At 40.5% G+C, this 23,044-nt stretch carries 22 protein-coding genes and 3 pseudogenes; 12 read left to right on the forward strand and 13 right to left on the reverse strand.

Features of this window, described 5'->3' with window-relative positions:
* The first annotated feature begins 98 nt into the window (after positions 1–98).
* Complete coding sequence (locus MLD56_RS13740; RefSeq protein WP_029517415.1) at positions 99–641, forward strand: 1,2-dihydroxy-3-keto-5-methylthiopentene dioxygenase; 543 nt, start codon at positions 99–101, stop codon at positions 639–641.
* Between the two features lie 100 nt (positions 642–741).
* Here the strand turns inward: MLD56_RS13740 and MLD56_RS13745 are convergent, their stop codons facing one another.
* The 4 genes from MLD56_RS13745 to MLD56_RS13760 form a co-directional block, all read right to left on the reverse strand.
* Positions 742–1,536: an HAD family hydrolase gene (locus tag MLD56_RS13745; protein ID WP_029517414.1), complete on the reverse strand. Its 795-nt coding sequence runs from the start codon at positions 1,534–1,536 to the stop codon at positions 742–744.
* 154 nt (positions 1,537–1,690) lie between these two features.
* The gene (locus MLD56_RS13750) at positions 1,691–2,200 is read right to left on the reverse strand and encodes a hypothetical protein (protein ID WP_025724118.1); all 510 of its coding nucleotides are present in this window, start codon (positions 2,198–2,200) and stop codon (positions 1,691–1,693) included.
* A gap of 120 nt (positions 2,201–2,320) precedes the next feature.
* Positions 2,321–2,527, reverse strand: coding sequence for a DUF896 domain-containing protein (locus MLD56_RS13755; protein ID WP_029517413.1), 207 nt, complete (start codon positions 2,525–2,527; stop codon positions 2,321–2,323).
* A 108-nt stretch (positions 2,528–2,635) separates the two neighbouring features.
* Entirely contained in the window at positions 2,636–3,004 is a 369-nt protein-coding gene (locus MLD56_RS13760) for a LysM peptidoglycan-binding domain-containing protein (protein ID WP_049816988.1), read from the reverse strand.
* 187 nt (positions 3,005–3,191) lie between these two features.
* Here MLD56_RS13760 and lexA point away from each other — a divergent pair, with 187 nt between their 5' ends.
* The 5 genes from lexA to MLD56_RS13785 all read left to right on the forward strand — a co-directional run bounded on the left by lexA (position 3,192) and on the right by MLD56_RS13785 (position 5,753).
* Positions 3,192–3,818 carry a transcriptional repressor LexA gene (lexA, locus tag MLD56_RS13765; protein ID WP_013310545.1) on the forward strand — a complete coding sequence of 209 codons (627 nt, stop codon included), beginning with the start codon at positions 3,192–3,194 and terminating at the stop codon, positions 3,816–3,818.
* Between the two features lie 283 nt (positions 3,819–4,101).
* Positions 4,102–4,404, forward strand: coding sequence for a hypothetical protein (locus MLD56_RS13770; RefSeq protein ID WP_029517411.1), 303 nt, complete (start codon positions 4,102–4,104; stop codon positions 4,402–4,404).
* A gap of 235 nt (positions 4,405–4,639) precedes the next feature.
* Positions 4,640–4,804, forward strand: a complete 165-nt coding sequence (locus tag MLD56_RS13775; RefSeq protein WP_013310546.1) for a hypothetical protein — start codon at positions 4,640–4,642, stop codon at positions 4,802–4,804.
* 40 nt (positions 4,805–4,844) lie between these two features.
* Complete coding sequence (locus MLD56_RS13780; RefSeq protein WP_165146693.1) at positions 4,845–4,985, forward strand: hypothetical protein; 141 nt, start codon at positions 4,845–4,847, stop codon at positions 4,983–4,985.
* Positions 4,986–5,213: 228 nt separating this feature from the next.
* Entirely contained in the window at positions 5,214–5,753 is a 540-nt protein-coding gene (locus MLD56_RS13785) for a GNAT family N-acetyltransferase (RefSeq protein WP_029517410.1), read from the forward strand.
* Positions 5,754–5,974: 221 nt separating this feature from the next.
* On the opposite strand, the pseudogene tet reads toward MLD56_RS13785, so the two are convergent.
* Positions 5,975–7,350, reverse strand: a pseudogene (gene tet, locus MLD56_RS13790) (Tet(L)/Tet(K)/Tet(45) family tetracycline efflux MFS transporter).
* 606 nt (positions 7,351–7,956) lie between these two features.
* Here tet and MLD56_RS13795 point away from each other — a divergent pair.
* Entirely contained in the window at positions 7,957–8,277 is a 321-nt protein-coding gene (locus MLD56_RS13795; RefSeq protein WP_029517409.1) for a hypothetical protein, read from the forward strand.
* 999 nt (positions 8,278–9,276) lie between these two features.
* Here MLD56_RS13795 and MLD56_RS13800 read toward each other — a convergent pair.
* The 6 genes and pseudogenes from MLD56_RS13800 to MLD56_RS13820 all read right to left on the reverse strand — a co-directional run.
* Positions 9,277–9,384, reverse strand: coding sequence for a sporulation protein YjcZ (locus tag MLD56_RS13800; RefSeq protein ID WP_080658622.1), 108 nt, complete (start codon positions 9,382–9,384; stop codon positions 9,277–9,279).
* An 86-nt stretch (positions 9,385–9,470) separates the two neighbouring features.
* Entirely contained in the window at positions 9,471–9,569 is a 99-nt protein-coding gene (locus MLD56_RS26125; protein ID WP_416145682.1) for an IS3 family transposase, read from the reverse strand.
* A gap of 442 nt (positions 9,570–10,011) precedes the next feature.
* Positions 10,012–10,401, reverse strand: coding sequence for a hypothetical protein (locus tag MLD56_RS13805; RefSeq protein ID WP_029517406.1), 390 nt, complete (start codon positions 10,399–10,401; stop codon positions 10,012–10,014).
* A 14-nt stretch (positions 10,402–10,415) separates the two neighbouring features.
* Positions 10,416–11,561: a hypothetical protein gene (locus MLD56_RS13810; RefSeq protein WP_029517405.1), complete on the reverse strand. Its 1,146-nt coding sequence runs from the start codon at positions 11,559–11,561 to the stop codon at positions 10,416–10,418.
* 253 nt (positions 11,562–11,814) lie between these two features.
* Entirely contained in the window at positions 11,815–12,618 is an 804-nt protein-coding gene (locus MLD56_RS13815; RefSeq protein ID WP_029517404.1) for a discoidin domain-containing protein, read from the reverse strand.
* A 170-nt stretch (positions 12,619–12,788) separates the two neighbouring features.
* A pseudogene (locus tag MLD56_RS13820) lies at positions 12,789–12,923 on the reverse strand (NucA/NucB deoxyribonuclease domain-containing protein); the annotation flags it as partial.
* A gap of 36 nt (positions 12,924–12,959) precedes the next feature.
* On the opposite strand from MLD56_RS13820, the gene MLD56_RS13825 reads away from it, so the two are divergent.
* Entirely contained in the window at positions 12,960–13,265 is a 306-nt protein-coding gene (locus MLD56_RS13825; RefSeq protein WP_029517403.1) for a hypothetical protein, read from the forward strand.
* A 1,376-nt stretch (positions 13,266–14,641) separates the two neighbouring features.
* Here the strand turns inward: MLD56_RS13825 and MLD56_RS13835 are convergent.
* Both MLD56_RS13835 and MLD56_RS13840 read right to left on the reverse strand, forming a co-directional pair.
* Positions 14,642–15,594: pseudogene (locus tag MLD56_RS13835) on the reverse strand (GH25 family lysozyme).
* Positions 15,572–15,964, reverse strand: coding sequence for a phage holin family protein (locus tag MLD56_RS13840; protein ID WP_238794834.1), 393 nt, complete (start codon positions 15,962–15,964; stop codon positions 15,572–15,574). The pseudogene MLD56_RS13835 and the gene MLD56_RS13840 overlap by 23 nt, the downstream one beginning before the upstream one ends.
* Before the next feature lie 623 nt (positions 15,965–16,587).
* Here MLD56_RS13840 and abc-f point away from each other — a divergent pair.
* The 4 genes from abc-f (at position 16,588) to MLD56_RS13860 (ending at position 22,995) form a co-directional block, all read left to right on the forward strand.
* Complete coding sequence (gene abc-f / locus MLD56_RS13845) at positions 16,588–18,075, forward strand: ribosomal protection-like ABC-F family protein (RefSeq protein ID WP_029517849.1); 1,488 nt, start codon at positions 16,588–16,590, stop codon at positions 18,073–18,075.
* 937 nt (positions 18,076–19,012) lie between these two features.
* The gene (locus MLD56_RS13850) at positions 19,013–20,629 is read left to right on the forward strand and encodes a spore germination protein (RefSeq protein ID WP_029517851.1); all 1,617 of its coding nucleotides are present in this window, start codon (positions 19,013–19,015) and stop codon (positions 20,627–20,629) included.
* A gap of 12 nt (positions 20,630–20,641) precedes the next feature.
* A complete protein-coding gene (locus MLD56_RS13855) occupies positions 20,642–21,868 on the forward strand; it encodes a Ger(x)C family spore germination protein (RefSeq protein WP_029517852.1) in 1,227 nt (408 codons plus the stop codon).
* A 29-nt stretch (positions 21,869–21,897) separates the two neighbouring features.
* Positions 21,898–22,995 carry a GerAB/ArcD/ProY family transporter gene (locus tag MLD56_RS13860; RefSeq protein ID WP_029517853.1) on the forward strand — a complete coding sequence of 366 codons (1,098 nt, stop codon included), beginning with the start codon at positions 21,898–21,900 and terminating at the stop codon, positions 22,993–22,995.
* The last annotated feature ends 49 nt before the right edge of the window (positions 22,996–23,044 follow it).

The following is a 23,044-nucleotide window of genomic DNA, read 5'->3' on the forward strand; positions in this document are numbered from 1 at the left end:
TTGCATTATAAAATGTTGAAATCCTGTATTGTACAACGTTTCAAGACATGGTATTCTTTATACAACATTAATCCAAGTGGAAAAGAGGGGATAAACACATGGCCGAAATCTTAATACGTAATACGAATGAAAGAATTAGCGGTGAAGAACAAGTACGTGAATTTCTGGAGAGTCACGAGATATTGTATGAACATTGGGATGCTTCCAAATTGTCCGGGGAACTGCAAGAGAACTTTACCTTAACAGATGATCAAAAGGCCGCTGTTCTCAAAACATTTGAACCCGAAATCAAGGATTTAGCCGCACGTCGCGGATATAAAATATGGGACGTTATCACTCTATCTGAAGCAACGCCGAATTTGGACGATCTGCTGGCCAAGTTTGAGCAAATTCACACCCATACCGAGGATGAAATCCGTGCCATTGTCGCTGGTAAAGGCATCTTTATCATTAAAGGACCTGAAGAGATCGGCTATTTTAACGTAGAGCTTTCACCGGGGGACGTTATCTCCGTACCCGAAAATATACCTCACTTTTTCACTTTAATGGAGAATCAAAAGATCGTGGCAGTCCGCTTGTTCATTGAAGAAAATGGCTGGATTGCGGAACCGTTCGAAGATCCAACCTTCATTAAAGCATAATTACGAATTTATCCTTGTGTAAATAAAAAACTCCCTCTGCTCTGTGACAATCGAGCGAAGGGAGTTTTCTTAATACTCGTTTCCAAAGACTGTGGATTTCTTACTTTAACGATTGAATAATTCCGTCCAATTCAGACAGATGCTTGATTTGGAACTTCGGCTTGATCTCTGTGGTATTGGTTTTGGCGTTTCGGTTCACCCACACCGAGTGAACACCTGCTGCCAACGCTCCTTGAATATCAGTCGTCAGCTTATCTCCTACCATTAAAGCATGTTCAGGCTCAATACCAAGAAGCCCCAACGCATGCTGGAATATAGACGGATCAGGCTTGCCTCGACCAAATGAACCTGAAATGACCACATGATCAAAGAAAGGAGCTAATTGAGGAACTCCATCCAGTTTCTCCTGTTGTAAATCAGGGGAACCGTTTGTCAATAATAATAGCTTGTATTGTCCCTTCAATTGTTCTAGAATTTCAAACGTTTCTTCATATACATGGGGACGTGCGCGTCTTTCCGAAGCAAATTGGGTAGCCAGCTTTTCCGCCAACTTCTCATTATCTATCCCTAGTTGCTGGAGTCCTCTGCGCCATGATTCCTTTCGATAAACAGGGGCCAACTGTTCCAATTGACGGAATTCAGGTTGCTCACCTGCTGTAAAATTCGCCCACAATCCTTCAAACGGATTAATGCCGATCATTTGAGTAAAACTAAAAGTTTCATAGGATTCATACAAAGCGCGTGCTTCTTTACGTACGGCTTCCTCCAAAGCTTTTGGATCAACACCTGCTTCACGGGAGCCTGTTTGACACGCTGCATCAAATGCCTCTTCTACACTACGTTCATCCCACAAAAGGGTATCATCAAGATCAAACATTACCGCCTGAATCGTCATCTGAATTATCCACTCTCTTTCCACAGTATATGTACGCCTATTTGCTTGATTAAGCATTTGAATCGTTATGTGTGCCCATATTAAGCAAGCGGCCGCAGCATGTTATATGAAATAACATCATACGGCCTTTGTTACAGAGTACAGGCTAAATCAGTTATTTCTTGTCAACCTGTATCTGATTGGATAGCGCAAACTTCTCAAGTCGCTCTGCAATGGCATCCGTGTCATAGCGACCTAATGATTTTGTGAAAATAAAATTACCACCCTTACCTTTTCTTTCAACGGTTACGTAACCCTTTTCAATCTTGATGGCTTTCATGTCCCCAGCGGTCATTGGACGTTCCCTACCACCTTTCAGCATATAGAGAGTATCCTTTCCCACTTTCAGATAAGGACGACGGATAAAAAAGATAACAGCCAGCATCAAGTACAGGCCGAATACAAGCCAATCCATCCCTCGCATACCGGTCTTAGTCAAAAAGTAACTCATAAGCATGTACAATACAGAAAGACCAGCCAGCATAATTGGCACAGTAATGTTACGTCCACGGAAAATATCCATTGCAGAACCTGCGCCGCTAATGGTTTGAATACCTTGCTTTTTGCGCGATTTATTTAAATGCGCTGTGTTTTTGCGTACTTTTCTTTCAAATGATCGGGCCATCTCTCAATTCCTTCCCAGATATATTACATTAAAACAATTGCCTCAAAGCTGATCTATATAGATACCATGAGAGGTACCTAAAACAAAAGGCAAATTGCAGGCTTGGGCGCTTTAACAACATTAATGCTTCAGCCCGTCATTTCCCTTCGATGTATCATCGTCCACAAATTCAATCGTTTCTAGCTGCTGCCGAAAATTACGGCGAATGTTACCTAAATAAATTTCCCGAAGGTTGGCACGTTCTGTGGTTTCCTCTTCTGTTAATCCCTCGGATTTTGCTTTGCGCGCTAATTCATTAATGCGCTGTACCAAGCTGTCTATATCCAAATTGTGTCCCCTCCATAAAAGCAAAGATATAATACACTTTGACATGTAGAAAAGAGCTTGTCAAGGCTCCCGCATTACGCTCCCTGACAAGCTCTAATAGTCTATAGATCATAAGTCAGGAAGCTTGAGTACCTGACCTGCCTGCACTCCCCGATCCTCTAAACCGTTAATCCGCACAATTCCTTCTATATATACCCGTGTATCCATTCGTTCCGGTTTATGATTCGCGGCAATCTGCCACAACGTATCCCCAGGTTGTACTGTCAGTTTAGTCACTTCTTCCTTGGAAGCTGAAGGAGCCGCGAAAACCGTAAGTACACCTGCTCCTGCAATCCAAGCAACAATCATTATAATAAGAAGCTTAAGTAAAAGAGTATGGGTAATAATCTGCATAAAACGCGCCCTACCCTCTTTTCGGGTCTCCTGTAAATTTTCTATATTCATTGGAAAAATACTTTGATAGGTGCTATATTTCATCATGGTTGTGTCCTCCAAACGTTTGTTCTTATGTTTTCACAATATAACACGAACGTTTGTTTTGTTCAATAGAAAAGAGAACAAAAGTTCGCAATTATTTTTAGGGATTATTTAGAACTTATGTTTGTACGAACGGAGGTTCTATGCTATAATTTTCCCAAACGTTACTAAATGGGGTTGATACGGTATGTCTAAGATTTCGAGCCGCCAGCAGGCCATTCTTGAATTTATCCGCAATGAAGTGCGTCTAAAGGGATACCCCCCTTCTGTACGCGAAATAGGCGAGGCTGTCGGATTGGCCTCCAGTTCTACGGTTCACGGTCATTTGGATCGTTTAGAGAAAAAAGGACTCATTCGCCGCGATCCTACAAAACCACGGGCTATTGAGTTACTCGGTCAAGACGAATCGGATAACAGCAACTTGATTAATTACTCCATTAGTCGTGTCCCCGTCGTCGGCAAAGTAACCGCTGGTCTTCCTATTACGGCGACAGAAAATATTGAAGATTACTTTCCTCTTCCCCAACACTTTGTTGGTGAGGATAAAATATTCATGTTATCTGTTGTAGGCGAAAGCATGATTGAGGCTGGGATTGCTAACGGAGACTATGTAATCGTACGTCAGCAGCAGACCGCTGATAATGGCGATATTGTTGTAGCTATGACAGATGAAGACGAAGCTACAGTTAAAACCTTCTACAAAGAAAAAGATCATATCCGGCTTCAACCTGAAAATCCAGCCTTTGAACCGCTTCGTCTGACACACGTCAGTATTTTGGGCAAAGTTGTAGGACTCTTCCGGGACTTCCACTGATTTCTCGTTCTTCCTTCCCCGTTATTCTATCCCCTAATACAAAACCGGCTGCCTAGGGCAAGCCGGTTTTGTATTGTTATTATGCTTACTATGTATCTCACAACTATTCTTTCCTTTTTGCAACCTATTCCTATTGTATCTACTATAAAATCAGCCTCATCATCTCAAATAATCCCCCACTGATCTTGAACAGCTATACTGTTATGGGAAAAACTAATAGATCTTTCTTTCTTTTAGCTAAATATGGTATATTAATTACTCATAGCTCTGTAGGAGGAATTAAATGAAAAAAATAATAATTTCAGCGTTTGTTATGATATTTATCGTCGTAAGCTGTGCAGTTCCAACAATGGATCATTTGTATGCAGAAGAGAAATCACACATAACAACCTACGATCGTATTCAGTACATACAAATACTCATCCATTTCAGGTATTTAGAAAAGCAACTTGAAGCTGTAATTTCCGAAAGAAATAATTACCCAGAGGCCAGCCAAGAATATAAACAGCTCTCAGAACAACTGAATCATATTCTTGCCCAAGAGGCATACTACGAAAAAAAACTTAACACCCTTAATAGTAAATAATTTTCATACAAACTGCATATTATCTTTATTCTACACATTAGACTCATGCCGACCTGCCTGTAACATCTCCTGCAACGTAAAGTTGAAAAGGCGAAGACAGGTTCGCATGAGTTTTTTTGTTAACCTTTAGGGATATAGGTACTAGCTTCTTTTTGCTTCTAATAGATTTATGCTGATACATTACTATCACAATTGACATATATATATAGCAGAACTAAGCAAAGGAGATATGCAGATGATCAGAAATAGAGTTAAAACGTATAAGCATCGCATCGGGAAAAACAGATATCTGGTCGTTAAAGTCTTTCAAGCCGCAGCTGCTAAAACAGGAAGCGGAAATGCACTAGCAACCAATGCCTTGAATATCAAAATTTCCAAGCGTAAGCATAAACGCCACTAAGATTCAACCGCACCTTCATTTCTTGAAGGGAGGTGATATTATGAGCAGAAGACATTGCAGACGTGATTTAAGAAGAAGAAGATTGAACATCCGTTCCAATCAAAGAGCCACTGCGCGTGCAAGAGGTAACGCACTGGCTGTTAATTTGTTTAGCGTAAACGATAGACAACGCAGACGTTAATAATCGTTTTCATGCAAAAAGCGGGAGAAATTCTTCCTGCTTTTTTGTGTTAAGCAGCACACCTAACTACTGCTATGAATCGTTTAAGCAAGCGGACGAGATCGTAAATATCACACATAGTTGAACAGTCGCTACTATTTTACTCTTTTATAAATCTAACAGACAGGAAAAAGTGGTTCTCTTTTAGAATAATGTGCATAGAGAAATTAAACCAGAAGGAGACAAGCCATGATAATTAAAATGTCACTTTCAAATATGGGGGATTTTAAAAAGTCAAATGAGAATAACGGCTTTATTGTGTCAGGAAAAATTATACCTAAATACGAGAACAACATTTGGTCATATATAGAAGAAAGTTTTCCCGAACCATATTTTAAACAGTATGAGGATGATGACGTCGATATCAGTTATATTAATGAACAAGGAAAATCTATTTTTTTATATTATGATGAGAACGACTGTGTTGGGAAAATTAAACTTTGTACTAATTGGAATGGCTATGCTCTAATTGAGGATATTGTCGTCGCTAAAGACTGGAGACACAAGGGAATCGGAGCAGCCTTATTGAGTAAAGCAACCGAGTGGGCTAAGCAGAATAATCTTGTTGGCCTTATGCTTGAAACACAGGATGTGAATATTTTAGCTTGTCAATTCTATGCTAAAAATAACTTTGTAATCGGCGGAGTTGATACTATGCTATATTCTAATTTTTCCACAGCCCATGAGAAAGCGATTTTTTGGTATTATAAGTTTAAGTATTCAAATTAGCCTATCCTTCTGTAATAAGGCCGAATTTAAAAACAATACTATCTTGTACGCACACTTTGCATTGCTACTTTTCCCGTATCTAGTAAAATCAAACTGATCAGCACACAAAACTCTGCCGGCCAATTAAGGTTAGCAGAGCTTTTGATTTATTTTCAGAGTATTCACTTACTTCAAACGTGAGGATGCGATCATTTTCAGCATGTAATCCTTTTTTGCTCTTATCAGGAATCTGAAACTGAACGTCTATATACAATAACAGATAAAATCCCGCTAATTATAATGACCACTGAAAAAATCAATAACATATTGCTATATAAATAAGCAGATGGAAAATTAATGATTGGTATAAATTTTTGATGAATAAGACGTATTGACAATAAGCCTCCTACAACTGAAATCCCCGTTCCTTCTGATAAAAAGCTTATAAAATTAAGCAAGCTCATTCCTGCGCCAGCTTCTTCTTGTTTTAAACTACTTGAAACAATAGTGGATATTACTGTTTTAATAAAAGAAAGACCACCGAAAACAAAGACTAGAATAATAGACATCAGCCAAGGTGTCATTTCAATAAAGAAAGCAGCTACCAAAAAACTGACGGCAAGAAATGCAACGCCGACTGCTAGCACATGTAAGGAACCTTTCTTATCAACAAGTGCTCCTCCAAGAAAACCAAAGAAAATAACACTTATCGTTCCAGGAAAAATAATTCCACTGCCAAACATTGCGGTACTTAAGTGGTGAACGTCTTTCATCATATAAGGGACCATAGAAACAAATCCAGCTACGGTACCAAACATAAGCCCGCCACAAAGGATTCCTATCATAAATGCAGTATTTTTCCCCAATGAAGGATCAACAAAAGAATTGGTTACTTGTCTGATATGTTTTAAAAAGATCAAGAAAAATAGAACACTTATCACCAGAAAAGAAATTCTGTAAGAAGTTGTATACAACATAAACAATACAATACCTAGAGATATAAGCACGATTCCTGCAATGTCAAACGAGCCCTTTGAAATGACTTCCTTTTTCAATAATTTTATCAGGAAGGGAACAGTTACAAACGTTAAAACAGGAAGAAGCAGTAAATAAGCCAATGAATATAATGAGCAATCACCCCACCAATAGCCGGTCCTATCCCTTCACCCATTGCTACGATAGACCCGATGAGGCCATATGCCTTTCCCCTGTTTTCTTTTGGGATATAGCGAGCAACTACGACCATCACAAGTGAAGGAAATGCAGCTGCACCAATCCCTTGTATAAATCGCCCCAAGATAAGTGTTGGAAAAAAAGTATGTCCCACAAATCCAATTAATGATCCTATGCAATTCACTATGATTCCAAACAGGAGCAACCTTTTAATACCTAACTGATCAGATAGCTTTCCGTATATAGCTGTTCCTATAGAAAAACTTAGCATAAAGGCAGTATTCACCCAATTTGTAATGGCTGGTGTCTTATTGAATTCATCAGCAATATCAGGTAAAGAGATATTAAGAACCATTTCATTTAACACACTAAAAAACGAAAGAACACAAAGCCACATTAAAATTTGGTTATAGCTCAAAACGGACTGTGAATAAGGGGTTTTCACTTTTGACCCTCCAGAAACAAGATACATTCAAGACATGAGTGTATCCTTGCTCCATATCATTGGAGGTTTAATATCAGCGCCTATTTCCATACGAGAAAATGTAATGATCTTTTGGTCACCATCCCAGCCCCCTATGATTACAATATAGAGCGTATATCGCTCTTGTGGTCCCCTCTTCCAAAACCAGCAGACGCGCCTTTATGTCCATTACACTGCTACCTGTTCTTATCTCCAGTCCTTCATGTTGGACCACATCATTGCTCAGTAGAATAATTGTACAGTATTGGTAATAGCGTTTTGATATCGGGTAACAAAGCGTTCAGCTTCTTTATTACCTGTCGTTTTCCGTATACTGTACAGATCAGAACAATGAACGATAAAAGCGGATACAACTATTGTGCAACAATAGCGGAATTAGACGGTTGCCAAAGTGACACTGAACTTTTACAGATGTTTATGATGGTGTACGTGAAGCCAAGGAGAAGAATATGGGGGCGATATTCCTGTGCCAGTAGGATAAGACAAGAACCTAATTAAGCGTACAATCGCAGCACGTTAGATACATTTAAACTAATCAGGAAATTATCCAAGTAGGAGGGAATAACCATGGCATTTGAAGGTTATAGAGAAGACAAGCGAGGACAATGGTTTGACTGGCCATTCCCCTTGTCGGTATCAATACTGTATGTGGATGCGGATGTAGATGAAACAGAAACGAAATGGTACCTCATTATCGAACAAGAAAAACATTTGATCCGAATTAGGGATGAAAAGCAAATTGAACTGCTTCATCACTGCATGTATGGAATTTTGTTAAATGACGAGAATATCAACTGGATTATTGATAAAAATGGCGGTAGATTTACCTATCACGACAGTGTGCAAGATTTCATCAAATTCCAGAAAGAATACCTGGATATATTTTAAAAACCGTGAACAATTAAAAGCTCTGCCGACCAATTAAGGTAACAGAGCTTTTCGATTTATTTAGAGTATTCACTTACTTAAATACACTTTTGGAATCAAGCCGACTTTAGAGCAGTGGAAAAGGCTACGATCCGGCGTGGATCAATCGTTTTCAAGCGGTTTGCCGACCGTTAATAGCAGTTTCACAGTCTTAACTTTCACACGCTAGGTACTAACTTCTCCATATGTATTAGTTGTGATTTCGTACTGGCAAGGTCATTATTGTGAGTTATTGGTACTTTTTGGGCAATTAGTTAAAGCTAAAGCTCACGTATCGTCACAATACATGTATGGGCTTTAGCTAGATTTTTTAGAACCCCCACCGTTGTCGTGAAATTCACTATTCTGTACCGTTACGTCGGAAAATCCTTTTATATGGAGCCCTATATTTGTATTTTTAATCTCTATGTTCTTTCTCAAAGAGTACCTTATCGTTCACATAGCTACTACCTTCCAACAGAATACCATAATTTGTAATTCTAACATAACTTGGCACTTTATCAGGCTCGGTTGTTGCTACACCATGCACTGTTAAATTTTTAATAATTACATTCAATGCCCGGTTTGAATTGTTCGAAGTTAAAGCTCCATTATCCCTAGTTAGCATCAATTTGCAGCACTGTAGCCTCCTTACCTACTGTGGTAAAAGTAACATTACTCTTTAGATATATTGGTTTTTTGATGCTGTAATTACATTTGTTTACTTCAACCTTCATCCTACCATCTCTTTGAGAATTTTATCTAACAGAAGCCTGATAAGCCAGCAGTGGTCTTGACTCGCTACTGAAAAGATAAAATGAAATACAATAAGCGCAAAACTATTATGGCAGGAATCCACCAAGTATTTGCCGAAAGAGATGCGAATACGGTGGCTATTGCCAAATAGCTTATGCGCTCGATGGGCTCAACTATTGAATATCCATGAGTGAAGTGATATTTTCCAACAGTTCTTTTTACAAACTAAACCCAAAGTGATTTAGTGATGATAACTAAGAGAATAAAGAGCACTAAAATTGCCGCTGTAGAAGTCCATACACCGCCGCCACCTGTATTTTCATAGGCACCCATCTCTTTTAACCTCCTTTATTTGTCGTTACCTTAATATATGTTTAAATACGTTCTATGATAGGGCATGCAGGTAAATAAAAATAACACTAGACTATAAGCTGCTTTCGGTATTCTTTCGGAGGCAACTTATTTAACTTTCGTTGTGATCGACTTTGATTATAAAATCGAATATAGTAGCCAGTTATGTGAGTCCTTCATTACTTGTAATTAAAGGAGATGGGAAGATATCTTTCGAATACATCGCTTTAAACATCAATATATCGGTCTATATATCCTGTCCGTATCTGTATCAATCACGAAACCAACCTCTGTGTCATCTTCAAAACGTAATCGATCAAAATTATGAAGTCGACAAAATATATCAGGTAAATCTCTAATATTAAGACTCAGCATTTTTGCTTGTATATACTTTTGATATAGTTCTTCTTGTGTGCATAGGGGACCAGTAATCAAATTCTGAAAAAAGAAACCTTCAATTTTAATAATCATAATATCACCACTGGTGGTAACCATTCTCTTATAAATTTAAAATACTTACATAACAATAACTCAACTAAAGCACATGTTAAGTTAACCTTTGTGAACAAGTTAAAGCTCCCTTGCTATCACATTTACTTATGATAGCTTCTATTTTTCCATTAATTCATTAAATATATCTCTATCTTTGGAAGTAAAGTCAGAAATCAGTTTCTTTTGTTCGTATGTGTTGGTACTTGAATCCAATTTAATGAAGCTATTTTCACCAACCACATATACGATATTTTTTTCTATTTTATAAGACAGAACGTTATCAATCACTGAATTAGGAGCTTCAATTTGATGAGTGTATAGTATTGGAGGATCACCCGATCCTCCTCCCCTGTAAATCTGAAAAGTCCCATCTCCAAAAAACTCTAACGTATCTTTGCCATATGGGTACTTCCTTATCGTATCGTCTCCAGAATTCGCTAGAAAAATTATAGTAGTAGTTATAACTAGTAGAGAGATCAAGATGTAAATCTTGTATCTGCGTTTCATCTGCAATTCACACCTCACTTCCAAGCCTTTTTTGTATCAGTTACTGTAACATAAGATGTATACTCATTGAGTGTTCCCCATGATTCCATTAAATTTGTTAGATTGGCCGCAGCCCAACCGAGTTTGTTGTCCCCAGTAAACATTTGTTTAAAATTATATTCAAAATTATATTTATCATAATATATTGTAGTAATTTCCCATTGTCCTTTTACATATGTTCCATCTATTTTGTACTTCATTTTGTGAAAAGCGTTATACAAATCTCTGTCACTTTCAATTGCAATAGACCCATCACTTGAAAAACTTTTAACTTTTTTGTCGTTAGCTTTTTGTACTGCTTTATCAATTACATACATATTATGTTCTTTGGATTTTTTAATTTGCTGCGCCTCATACGACCACTCGTTAAAGTGTAAATGTCCTGGTTTGTAATCAAGTGAATGTTGAAGTAAATTGGCTGTGATGTCTCCGTACTTCTTTCGAGCTATAGGAACAGCTACTAATGTAAATGCTTTACGATCAGGATAATGTATTACAGTATCTGTCGAATCTTTTACCTTCTCTACGCCTCGTACCCAAGTCTTTTCTAGTTCTACCATAGGATTTTCAAACGGAAAAGTAATATTTCCTGCATACACTAACATATTCTTACTATATGCACCTTCCAGTACTTTTTGCGAGACATCAGACTGATCCTTTTCTCTTGTTTCCTTAGGTTCTAACTGAGGACTGTATTGAATTTTTCCCAATTGATCTTCTTTTTGTTTTAGAACGAGTTCAAACTCAAGGATCTCTTTGCTGGTATCAATCTGTTCTTGATACTTTACTACATAAGCGTGTGTAAACGTAATATCTCGGATTGTGTTTTCATTTCTAACGATTTGGATATTACATTTGCGATAGTAATCCTCACTATCAGGTTTATATTCTGTATTTGCCCATGTATACAGCATGTTGGAATTATCCGCATTGTCTATAACTGAAGGAAGCGAATGAAGCGGAATTTTGCTTCCAATATGTAGCGAATGAGCCAAGTTTGGAGACTTAGCTGAAAGGTTTATGGAACTATTATTCTTATAAGTAAAGCCAGTGATTTCACCTTTTACAAACTCAATTGGCTCACCACCGGATTTGCGTTCTATTCTTAATGAAATACTCATTAAAATAATCTCCTTTGTTAAATTAATCTGGTTTTGCAGGAAAAATTTATGAAGACTAATTTCCAAATATTAATATATACGAAAAATATTAAATAGTAAACATATTTTCAACGTGATAAAGGACATCAATTGAGTTTCGTAACCTCGGCAAATTATATGAAGAAGCTAAAACGAAATATAATTCAGCCTAACACAGACCTGTTAGAAACGTTAAAAGCTCTGCCGACCAATTAAGGTTAGCAGAGCTTTTTATTTATTTAGAGTATTCACTTACTTCAAACGTTAGGATACGATCATATAGCATGTAATCCTTACGGCTACTGAATGGGCCTTTATTGTTATCGTGCTTATTGATAGCATATGATGCTGATCCAGAACCAGCCTGCTTGCTTTCGTACCAGGCAATAAAGTCATTGACTTCTTTCATGCTTAGGTCGAATTCCTTTTCCAAACCAGTTGTCATGGTAACTACCAGAATTGTACGATCCCCGTTTGGAGTCGGTTCCTCTGTTCCTGGGTTAGGAGTGGAACTTGATACCTTAGACATCATCTCTAATTCGCCAAGAGTTATATACTGACTTCCATTGTTTGCTGTAATATTAATTCTATAGTCCTTGTATGAATTAGAATTAGAAAAAGTGAATTTTTTTGGAGTGCTATCTACCCATTCAGTGATATTTGACTGAGTGTCAAGCGCGTTCCAAGTAACCCCATCATTTGATCCTTCAAAAGTCCAATCTTTAGGGGCCCGGTCGGTTGCCGTTGTCTGTGGATATATAACGTATTGTTCAATAACTTCAGGTTTAGGAAAGTCATATCTTAACCATGCAGTATTTTCATTAGATCCCCAAGCACTAGAGATAGTAGCAAAATCCCCGTCAAAAGATCTATATGCGTATGAAAATTCGTTGCTCGCACTTGCCACGCCAGATGGCAAATTGTTAGATGTCATTTTAGGAATTAAATTTTCTGAGTACTCTGCTTCAGCTGCAAAGACATTCGATAAGGGTAGAGATAAAAGAACTAAAAATAAAATCGTTATACATGCTTTCTTCATTAAATGATCCTCCAATATGTTTAATAGAACTAAGAATAATTTAATTGAGGAAATGTGTCTAAACATAAACTTGCTTATCTATAAATATGTTCTATATTTTTGCATATTTATTTTTTATTGGGTATTAAAAAGAACTCATTCCAGCTTCTATACTGGTTGAGTCCTTGTTTTTATTTCACGATAAACCTCACTTTGATTCCATCAGCATACTTTTCTAACTGATGACTTACCCATGATCCTGCTCCCCGGTTATCACTAGGGGTTATGTATCTGATATCAGCACCTACGCCACCTTCTCCACACATTCTATCGTCACACTAAAAAAAGAGAAAACAACTTCAATGTCCAGCAGTAATGATAAGCTGCTCCTCATAACCACTCGTTTCATTAATCACGGCAATCCCGAGTATAGTCTGGTTGATATTGCAACAGGTAAGCGCACCAAAATAAAGTTGCCTATTTTATCCCGCCAATTTGTCTATATGTCCCCGGACGGCAAGGGTATCTATTATTTGGGTAGCGCCTCTGAGAAAAATGAGGAGGACGGACGAGGCGTATATTATTATGATTTCACATCGAAAATTCAAACCCCCATTTTCATACAAAAAGAGGGTTTTATCCATAACTTCATACTGCTGAACAAGTAATTATTCTGTTGAACTATGCCAAAAAGCCGGAAAGAAGTTTACGCTTTCTCTCCGGCTTTCTTTATCTGATTCCAATCACTAAACCTATTGCGTAACTTCTCCCACAGTCGCACCTTTGAGCACTCTTCTCTTACTAGCTTGGCCAGTAGAGCTTTTAGTGTTTACTTTGAAATTGTATCCGATTAGTCTATTCGGTAGTAACAGTCATTTGATCGGGTGTTTTTGGCGCAGTAATAGGGGCAGGAGCAGGGCTTATTGCACAAATCCTTAAAAACCAAGATAAGGGCAAAGGAATTACGATTAACTTGATGCGTACAGGATATTCCATCACAAACAACTCTTAATTCCCATCTTTAACAGCCCCCATCGGAGTACAAGATAGGCATAATGAGTAAAGGGAGCTGATATTATCTATAATTCATTCACTTCAATATTTTTCGTTGTACTTGCTATAATAATTCAAATTACAATACGAAAATTGGAGCCTCGGATAAGTAAAAGCACAATGTTGAAAGTGAGAATTGCAATAACAACAACAGTCCTGCTTGTCGGAGTCGTGTTGTATATATTGACCCTCAGTGGTGGATCGTGATTGCTTTTGCAATATTTTTCTGTATACTGCTTGTTATGCTTTTTGTGATTTTTTTGAAAAGACGTAGTAAATCACATTGATTTATGATTTGCATGCTCAGCGTTTAACAAGAGCCTTCCTTAAATGGAGGGCTTTTATATTACATACCAAATCTTATGGGTACATCCTATATGAGCAAAAACAAAAAAAGCCCCACCAGCCGAAACCAGCAGGGCATTAGTTTTTTAGATTTACTCCGTAATGACTGGAGTTTGTACGGAATCTACTAATGCAGAAATAGGCTCGGGTGCAGATTGAACCTGAGCGTCTGGCATTACCTCAGCCGTAGCCTGTGCCAAGAAATCATTAAGCTTTGCAGCCAGATCCGATACAGCTTCCTTAGCTGCTACTTGTGCCGCTTCCTCATTTGGCTGTGCTTCATAGCGAGTACCGCTTTTGTTTTAGCCTTATACTCCAGATATGCCTTCTCAATTGCTGCTTGTAACTCCGTAGACGATACACAATGCCCTGTTCCGTAAGCCGTAAGGATGCATACTGTAAAGCCTCATGCATCTTATGAACCCCACCAGCATCTTTAAACGTAGTCTGAGCAAATGCAAAAGCCTCTCCTGCTACTTTATGGATTACCTCACGTTGTGCTGCCGTTGTACGCGCTTCTAGCCACACGTTAACCTTAGTCTTGAGTTTATTCAGACCTCCTAAAACAAATGCTGTAAGCACACCCGCAGCGGCTGTGACAATGGTATTTACATAGGCTGTACAGTTTCGATAATTGTTTGCATGATTACTTTTCCCCTTTCGTTTTCAACGATGCGATTTTATTTTTTGAATCCCAGGACACTACAGCACCGTATGCCGCCGCAACGGGTCTGAGCTGCACGTATGCCACTCCTTCGACCAGTTGGATAAATTGCAGCTTGGCTCCATTTAAATAAGCGACCTTGAGACTGGTGTCCCAATGACACGATAAGCCTAACACAGTAGCAAGCACACGCAGCGGAACATACGTCCTGCCACTATAGAGCAGCGTCTTCCCTACACCTGTTTGCCATTTACGACGAACGTACCGGACGTGACTGTCTCCGGCTGCTCAGGGCGCTTTGTGAAACGTTCACGCAGCTCGTCCGCCGTACCATCATACTCATTCATATCCACGTTCCCTTTTATCCCTGCTACCTTGCCGCTGTCGCTGTATTGCCAAATATCCCAACGTTTCCACGTCACTGTGTCGCTTGGGACACGAGTATCACTGTACCGAGCTATCCATAATGGGTAACCACCCAAAGAGGCGTTAAAATTCGCTGCAAATGCATTACCTGTATAGACAATGGGCTTGCGTCCTGTAAGTCGCTCCAGTTCGAGAAGAAAAGCCAAAGCTACAGCGCTAATAAGCGTTTTGGACAGGTTACCGGGATTATTTTCATAATCCATTACAGGCGGCAAGTCTAGCGTTTTCCCACCACCTACCTGTTCCAATACTTCGGCAAAATGCCGCGCTTCCGCTTTAGCTGCCTCAACAGTGGTGGCATCTAAAAAGTGGTATGCACCCGGCAATACCCCGACTGCTCTGGCTCCTTTTGCATTCGTGGTGAATGTAGGATCAACGTAACGTTGCCCCTGGCTGGCGTTAATAAAAGCAAAAGATATACCATCTGCCTTGACCGCCTTCCAATCAATCTTTCCTTGATAACGGGATACGTCGATCCCTCTTGCATTACGGCTGTTTCGTCGTTGCATCCTCTTTCTCTCCTTCCTTACCACCTTTACTTTTCAAAACTTCTACGGCCTGTCGGATCACAGGCGGGATAGGAGCGCCGAGTCTGCCGCCATTCTCCAAAATGGACAGCAGTTCATTTGCCATATAAAAATAGGCGACCGCATCCCGGAAAAGGTGCGAATCGCCTAAGACTCCATTGATTAGATGAGATACAGCAACTATTGTAAAAATAAATACCTCTCGAGCGATACCGATAAGACCAATCTTGCTTTTTAAGCCGGGTCCGGTTCCCTTCTTACCTTCTGCGCCAGCGGCAAATAATCTGGTCACATAATCAATAATGACCAGCGCGAGCAACACCCCCAATACTATATACAATCCTTTAAGTATTTTTCTTTCCGGTGTGCTGGCTGTGAAGCAATGACAGCAGAAATGACTAACAGTCAATTCTTCAACTGGTCTTGTTAGATCCAGTTGTATATATCCATGTTGACTTTATTTTGCCATGGGTTTCATCACCTCCTCAAGACGCAAAATAAGCCCCTGAGTTATCAGAGACCTTCCATACTTAAATATTAAATTGGTTCTGCTGCTATAACGCTAGGTATTTTAAAAACCTATATGTTATCAACCTAATACGAACGAGCAGGATAGTTAAATAACAGTAATCAATCTAAGGAGCATGTCGAACTACGCGAGGCTTCAGCCTAACAGGGCTACGCAGGTTGTAGTTAAATTACTATTGTGATAAACTGGATGTAATTTGATGACGGGAGTTGAACGGATACATGTAGAACTTTCTTGCTTTGAGATCACGAAAAGAACGGACTCAGCGATCGGCTGTGGTCGTTTTATTCATCTCTGCAAGAAAGGTCTGCGTTTCGTTTGCGCTCCCTCTCCGGACAGTCATACGGCCCCTTGAAATGGGGCCGTATTTCCTCGTATGGATTAGAGCCGCAAGATAGCACCTTTCTTGCGGCTCTTTTTTATTTCCAAACGAAAGGATGACTGCCATGCCCGCCATTCAGGTAACCAATCTTACTTTTGCCTATCCAGGCAGCTATGACCCCATATTCGAAAATGTTCATTTTCAAATTGATACAGACTGGAAGTTGGGCTTTACGGGGCGAAACGGTCGGGGGAAAACGACATTCTTAAACCTGTTGCAGGAGAAATACGAATACAGCGGTACGATCTCCACACCAGTCGTCTTTGATTATTTTCCGTTTCCCGTCGAGCACCCGGAGTATTTGACCTTAGACGTCGTCGAAGAGATCGTGCCAAGCTATGAGAGCTGGAAGTTGATGCGCGAACTGAACCTGCTTAAGATTTCAGAAGACGTGTTGTACCGGCCATTCGAATCGCTGTCCCAAGGGGAACAGACGAAGGTATTGCTGGCCGTGCTATTCATCCAAGACAATCGATTTCTGCTCATCGACGAACCGACCAATCATCTCGACTTGCACGCACGCAAGCTTGTCGCCGATTATCTGAATACGAAGCGCGGTTTTATTCTTGTTTCACACGACCGGGCTTTTCTCGACCGCTGCGTGGATCATATTCTATCGATCAACAAAACGAATATCGAAATCCAAAAAGGCAACTTCTCCAGTTGGTGGACGAACAAAACTCGCCAAGATACGTTCGAAATGGCACAAAACGAAAAGCTGTACAAAGACATACAGCGTTTATCTGCTTCTGCTAAACGTACTAGCGGCTGGTCTTTCGAGACCGAAAAATCGAAGAACGGCACACGAAACTCCGGCTCCAAGCTTGACAAGGGATACGTCGGGCATAAGGCAGCGAAAATGATGAAACGCTCGAAATCCATCGAACAGCGGCAACACGCCGCTTTAGAGGAAAAATCGAAATTGCTCCGAAATATCGAACAGTCAGAAAGCCTTGCGATCTCTCAGCTCGTGTATCCCAAATCGGAACTGGCTATGCTGGATCACGTCACGATTTACTACGGGGAAAGAGCGGTTTGCAAGAACATTTGTCTGACGATCGAACCAGGAGATCGGATTGCAATTTCAGGTCCAAATGGTTCAGGTAAGTCTAGCTTGCTTCGCCTGCTGAACGATGAGACGCTACATTATACAGGTACGTTTCAGCGGGAGCCGCAGCTTCGCGTTTCCTATGTATCCCAGAATACTTCTCATCTGCGAGGAACGCTTTCCGATTATGCAGCAGAGCACAGAATTGACGAAAGCTTATTTAAGGCCGTGTTACGTAAGCTAGATTTCGCCCGCATCCAGTTTGAGAAGGATATATCGGCGTTTAGCGGCGGGCAGAAGAAGAAGGTTCTAATCGCGAGAAGCCTATGTGAGGAGGCTCATCTGCATATTTGGGACGAACCGCTCAACTTTATCGACGTGATTTCCCGGATGCAAATTGAGGAGCTGTTGCTTGAGTACACGCCGACCATTGTATTCGTGGAACATGATCGGGAATTTCATGACCGTGTCGCCACGAAAACGATTGAACTCGGTGGAGATTAGAAATTTACAAAGTGACTTGGAGTAAGACATGATTTAAACGGCAGAAAGCTTTGCACAACAACTTTTATGAAAAGGGAAGCGATTGAACTTAAGGGACACGAGAGTTCAATAGAACATCGGCAGTCTAGGATTTTATTTTATTTTCTTATCCATGGCTGCCGATTCTTTCTATTGGGGGCATTCTAATAGTTATTTCACTAAGACTGAGAGCTATATTATTCTACAGCGGGTTTTGCTTCCATAATATCGTCTCCCCTTATAAAAGAGTAAAAACCTCTCCAAACTGAAGCGACCCCTGTCAAGTGGACAGCTATCAAAAAGCAATATTTAAGTGCTCTGCCTCCCTCACGGTAGCCAACGAAAAATGACATCTGGCAAGAATATCTTTAAATGGTGATTTCCGGAGGACTTTTTTGTGCTTTAAATAACTTCGCAAGTGCTCCTCTTATGAGCCAGATGCTTCATTTGATTTTAATTCATTCTTTGCAACATGTATTAGAGCAGCCAACGATGTGAAAATCCACTTTTCCCGATGCCAGAGCATTTGCGCAGAAAATGATATATCCGGTAAATCCTATGGTAAAGCAACCAAATTTGTTCTCTGTGAAAGTCATCAACAATCAATGAGGAACGAGATGCCAGCAGATGATCTGGAGATACCACCATTCGAAATGACTCATCTTTTAAAAACTCTGAATGAAGGTCTTTGGCTACAACGAATCCATCCAATACAAAAACGACATCCGCAAGCCCTTCTCTTAGACTGTGTCTATACCGGCCAACAATTTTTGCCGTATGCCACTAAAAAAGCTTCTACTATTGTAAACATAGTTGAAATAAATTGATATAAAAACATCTTTTGGAAGGTGTGTACATATAAATCGTGGAATAGCAACATATTACAGTTAACCGCTATCTAGAAGGGAACTGTATTGCTATGGTTGACAAGTTAAAAAAATGGCTGTTTAAGCAGCCTTCACGATCTAAAAATGGCACGAGCTCTGAACCAGTTAATGATAAAAAATCGACTGAGTTATCCAAGGAACTGAGTGGCACGCTTAAGGACAACGTGACCTTGCTGAAGCAGGAAATAGGACATAGCACGGATTTCATTCTTCGTTGTTTGAACGATAAACAGGGCAATCCGGTTCTCGCTGTAGGTTTTCTTCAAGGCCTGATTGATCAGCAAATTTTAACGACACTGCTGGAGGAACTTACTGCAGGTATTCGAAATGGGGATCTCTCCGATCGTAATGTTGAAAGTTGGTTGATGGATCGTATTCCTATTGGGGGCATCACTTGCCTTAAAAATGAGAAAGCACTTATCCATGCCGTTCTTTATGGACAGGTGGTTCTCCTTGTCGAAGGCAGCACCAAGGCCTTTGCTGCTTCTATGAGCGGGGGGGCTAAAAGAGCGGTTGAGGAGCCAACATCGCAGACAGTAATTCGCGGTCCTAAAGAGGGGTTTACAGAGGATATATCCACCAATATCGCACTCCTCCGGAGAAGGATCAAATCAACTGAACTCCACTTTGATTCTCGAATTATCGGATCATACACGCAGACGAAGGTATCGGTGGCATATATTCGAGGCATTGCAGATCCAGAGGTGGTTAAGGAAATCTCCAGACGATTAGATTCCATTAACACGGACAGTATTCTCGAAAGTGGATATATCGAGGAATTTATTCAAGATGGGGTATGGACCCCCTTTCCAACCATATATAACACTGAGCGCCCGGATACTGTAGCAGGCAGCTTGCTTGAGGGGTTAGTAGCGATATTGGTTGATGGGACTCCATTTGTATTGATTGCTCCTGTAACCTTTTTTCGGTTCATCGCATCCAGTGAAGACTACTACCAACGTTATGATCTGGCATCTTTTCTTCGAATCGTTCGAATGGCATCCTTTTTCTTGGCATTGCTATTACCCTCATTCTTTATTGCAACAACAACGTTTCACCAGGAAATGCTGCCTACAACAATGCTCATCACTTTGGCTGCGCAGAGAGAGAATACACCATTGCCAGCCCTGCTTGAAGCAATGCTAATGGAGCTGACCTTTGAGGTTATTCGCGAAGCAGGAGTACGAATGCCGCGCGCCGTAGGGCCTGCAATCTCTATCGTTGGGGCATTGGTTCTTGGACAAGCTGCTGTACAGGCGGGATTGGTTTCTGCAGCTATGGTGATTGTGGTTTCATTCACAGCTATCTGCAACTTTGTACTACCTGCGATCAATATGGCGGGGGCTGTTCGTTTGCTCAGATTTGGACTCATGCTGTTAGCGGGTTTATTTGGATTATACGGCGTTTTGGCCGGCTTGGTTCCCATCCTCGTTCGATTAGTATCTGTGAATTCGTTCGGCGTTCCTTATATGATGCCGCTCGCACCTTTCTATACGAGCAATATGAAAGACCTGTTTGTGCGTGTACCTTGGTGGAAGATGAAGAAACGGCCGAAAATGATTGGGGATGTCAATCCAGTAAGACAGGCAACGGAACAGGAATCATTTGCAGAACAAGCGGGGGAACACAGCCGAGATCCCATGGCGTAAGGAGGAACCGATATGTCCCAATTAGGCAGATTTATTTTGGCCTTGGTCATATTATTCATTTTGGCGGGTTGCTGGAACCGAGTCGAACTGAATGAGCTGTGGGTAACTGCGGCTACAGGAGTAGATATGATGGACGACGGACAGTGGATGATGTCCTATCAGATTATTATTCCCTCCGCCCTTGCAAGTGGTACCGGAGGAGGAACGGGAGGGTCTTCTCAACCGGCATCCCATGTATTCTCAGTAAAGTCCAAAACCTATAACCAGGCGTTATCGTACAGCAATTTAAAAACATCAAGACAAATCTACATAGCACATAATCGTGTTGTATTTATCGGTAAGAGAGCGGCTGAGAAAGGAATGGACCGTTTAATTGATTTTTATCTTCGTAATACGGAAGCAAGGGAGATGGTAACTATGATTGTAACGGACGGCTTAGCATCCGATCTATTAAAGAAATTACTGCCGCCTGAAAAACTTCAAGGCGTCGCCATGGCTGAATTAGTCGACAAAGAGAGTGATATTTTATCGGTGTTTCCGAAAGTTAGGGTTTATGATTTCGTATTAAGCATGAACTCGGATTCCAAATCTATTGGAGTACCGGTCGCCGAGTTGACCGGAGAAGGGGACTATCAGGATGTGAAGGAAGCAGAGAGTCTGGATGTCTTCAAAAAAACCTCGGCCCCGCTCAAACTGGCATTGACTAAATTGGCGGTATTCCAAAAAGGAAAGCTCAAAGGGTTTCTCAACAAGGAAGAGAGTCTGGGTGTATCTTATCTGTCTCAAAAGATTAACAACAGCGAAATTTCGTTCCCATGCAGCAAACAGCCCGGTAGGGAAATGTACTCTTCCATACTAGTAAACTCTGCTAATGTAAAGCTTACACCCAGAAAAACCAGTTCTCATTACACTATGCAGGTTGGAGTGAAAATTAATGGGACTTTAAATGAAACTACATGCACTAAGGATATTTCCAAGACGAAGACCATACATGATCTGGAAGAAGAGATTGCAAAAGAAGTGACCAGTACGATAAATAAGGGCTGGGCTAAACTTCAGGAACTTGGTGTAGACGCAACTGGTTTTGCTGACCGGATTCACCGGAGGTTCCCAAGGGAGTGGGGAACGGTGAAAAAAGACTGGGATCAGGAATTCAAGAAGATAGAACTGGACATTCGAGTGGATGCACGGATTCAGCGTCCTGGCCTCCTACAGAAGCATATCGGAAGTCAAACCTAACCCATTTTGTATAAAGGGGCTTTAAAAGTATGAATAAAACCGTCACCAGGGTATCCGGGTTAGCTATCGCTTTTTCCTTGTTTCAGGTTGGCAGTACAACCTTATTCCTCTTGGGAGCTACAGCCAAGCAGGATGCATGGCTAGCCATGCTGATCGGCGCACTTGTAGGCTTCGTCTTGCTAATCATGTATTTATACATGCATAAACTTGATCCACATCGAGATTTGTACGAGCTCCTATGCCATTATTGGGGAAAATGGATAGGTAGTCTGGGTGGTCTTCTGTTCATCAGTTACTTTGCTTATGAAGCTTCCAGGAGTGTCAGGGACATTGGTGAGCTCGGCGCATTGACATTACTTAACAGAACTCCTACCGAAGTTATTACGTTTATAGCGTTAATTGTCTGTGCCGATGTAGTGTGGTTTGGACCGAGGGTCTGGTTCCTTCTATGTCATATCTTCCTTCTTCTATTGGTTTTTGGTTATGGCATTTTATTATTGCTTACTCCTTTTACAGGACTCATTCACTTTGAATTTTTATTTCCTGTATTGGAGAATGGTCTAACTCCCGTAGTGAAGGCTGCCATTCCCGAGATCGTGTCTTTTCCCTTCGGGCAGACGGTTCTTTTTCTTGTGCTGTTCAAGATTGTTACGGATAAACGTAAATTACAGCGGTCAATCGTCATTGTTTACTGGATCACTGCTGTGTTCCTTATTGTAATGAATGAACTAACAATCCTGGTTTTAGGTCCGGAATGGGCAGCATCAAGCACCTATCCCTTATTTGAGGTTACACAACTAATTCAGCTACCGAAGATCGTTGAGAGAGCTGATGTCCTGTTTTCGATGATTCTATTTATTGGAATCGGAATCAAAACGGCTGGTTTTATGTTTGGTGCCGTCATTGGGCTTCAAACGATAACCCCCTTTAGATATAAGCCTGCTTTACTGTTGCTAAGTATCATCATATACGCCCTTACGTTTCTCTCCTCTAGGTTAACCGAATTTTTGTGGTTCGGTCTTCATGTAGCCTTGGTTCGAGTTTGGCCTATCTTTCAGATTGCTCTGCCTGTCCTCCTTTTCCTGACCATGCTAATTCGGAAGAAAAAGAGAAGGACTTATAGTTAGCTATAGCCTTCTCAACACTGTCTAATTTCTTCTTTGTCTTAGCCACATT

The sequence above is a fragment of the Paenibacillus peoriae genome (assembly GCF_022531965.1).
GTDB classification, from domain to species: domain Bacteria; phylum Bacillota; class Bacilli; order Paenibacillales; family Paenibacillaceae; genus Paenibacillus; species Paenibacillus polymyxa_D.

Coding starts and splice junctions, on each gene's coding strand:
- MLD56_RS13800 (WP_080658622.1), bottom strand. CDS start 9,384: ATGGGTGCCTATGAAAATACAGGTGGCGGCGGTGTATGGACTTCTACA.
- MLD56_RS13770 (WP_029517411.1), top strand. CDS start 4,102: ATGAAAAAAATAATAATTTCAGCGTTTGTTATGATATTTATCGTCGTA.
- MLD56_RS13780 (WP_165146693.1), top strand. CDS start 4,845: ATGAGCAGAAGACATTGCAGACGTGATTTAAGAAGAAGAAGATTGAAC.
- MLD56_RS13860 (WP_029517853.1), top strand. CDS start 21,898: ATGAATAAAACCGTCACCAGGGTATCCGGGTTAGCTATCGCTTTTTCC.
- MLD56_RS13825 (WP_029517403.1), top strand. CDS start 12,960: ATGTCCAGCAGTAATGATAAGCTGCTCCTCATAACCACTCGTTTCATT.
- MLD56_RS13750 (WP_025724118.1), bottom strand. CDS start 2,200: ATGGCCCGATCATTTGAAAGAAAAGTACGCAAAAACACAGCGCATTTA.
- MLD56_RS13740 (WP_029517415.1), top strand. CDS start 99: ATGGCCGAAATCTTAATACGTAATACGAATGAAAGAATTAGCGGTGAA.
- MLD56_RS13805 (WP_029517406.1), bottom strand. CDS start 10,401: ATGAAACGCAGATACAAGATTTACATCTTGATCTCTCTACTAGTTATA.
- MLD56_RS13795 (WP_029517409.1), top strand. CDS start 7,957: ATGGCATTTGAAGGTTATAGAGAAGACAAGCGAGGACAATGGTTTGAC.
- abc-f (WP_029517849.1), top strand. CDS start 16,588: ATGCCCGCCATTCAGGTAACCAATCTTACTTTTGCCTATCCAGGCAGC.
- MLD56_RS13775 (WP_013310546.1), top strand. CDS start 4,640: ATGATCAGAAATAGAGTTAAAACGTATAAGCATCGCATCGGGAAAAAC.
- MLD56_RS13850 (WP_029517851.1), top strand. CDS start 19,013: ATGGTTGACAAGTTAAAAAAATGGCTGTTTAAGCAGCCTTCACGATCT.
- MLD56_RS13785 (WP_029517410.1), top strand. CDS start 5,214: ATGATAATTAAAATGTCACTTTCAAATATGGGGGATTTTAAAAAGTCA.
- MLD56_RS13810 (WP_029517405.1), bottom strand. CDS start 11,561: ATGAGTATTTCATTAAGAATAGAACGCAAATCCGGTGGTGAGCCAATT.
- lexA (WP_013310545.1), top strand. CDS start 3,192: ATGTCTAAGATTTCGAGCCGCCAGCAGGCCATTCTTGAATTTATCCGC.
- MLD56_RS13815 (WP_029517404.1), bottom strand. CDS start 12,618: ATGAAGAAAGCATGTATAACGATTTTATTTTTAGTTCTTTTATCTCTA.
- MLD56_RS13855 (WP_029517852.1), top strand. CDS start 20,642: ATGTCCCAATTAGGCAGATTTATTTTGGCCTTGGTCATATTATTCATT.
- MLD56_RS13760 (WP_049816988.1), bottom strand. CDS start 3,004: ATGAAATATAGCACCTATCAAAGTATTTTTCCAATGAATATAGAAAAT.
- MLD56_RS13745 (WP_029517414.1), bottom strand. CDS start 1,536: ATGACGATTCAGGCGGTAATGTTTGATCTTGATGATACCCTTTTGTGG.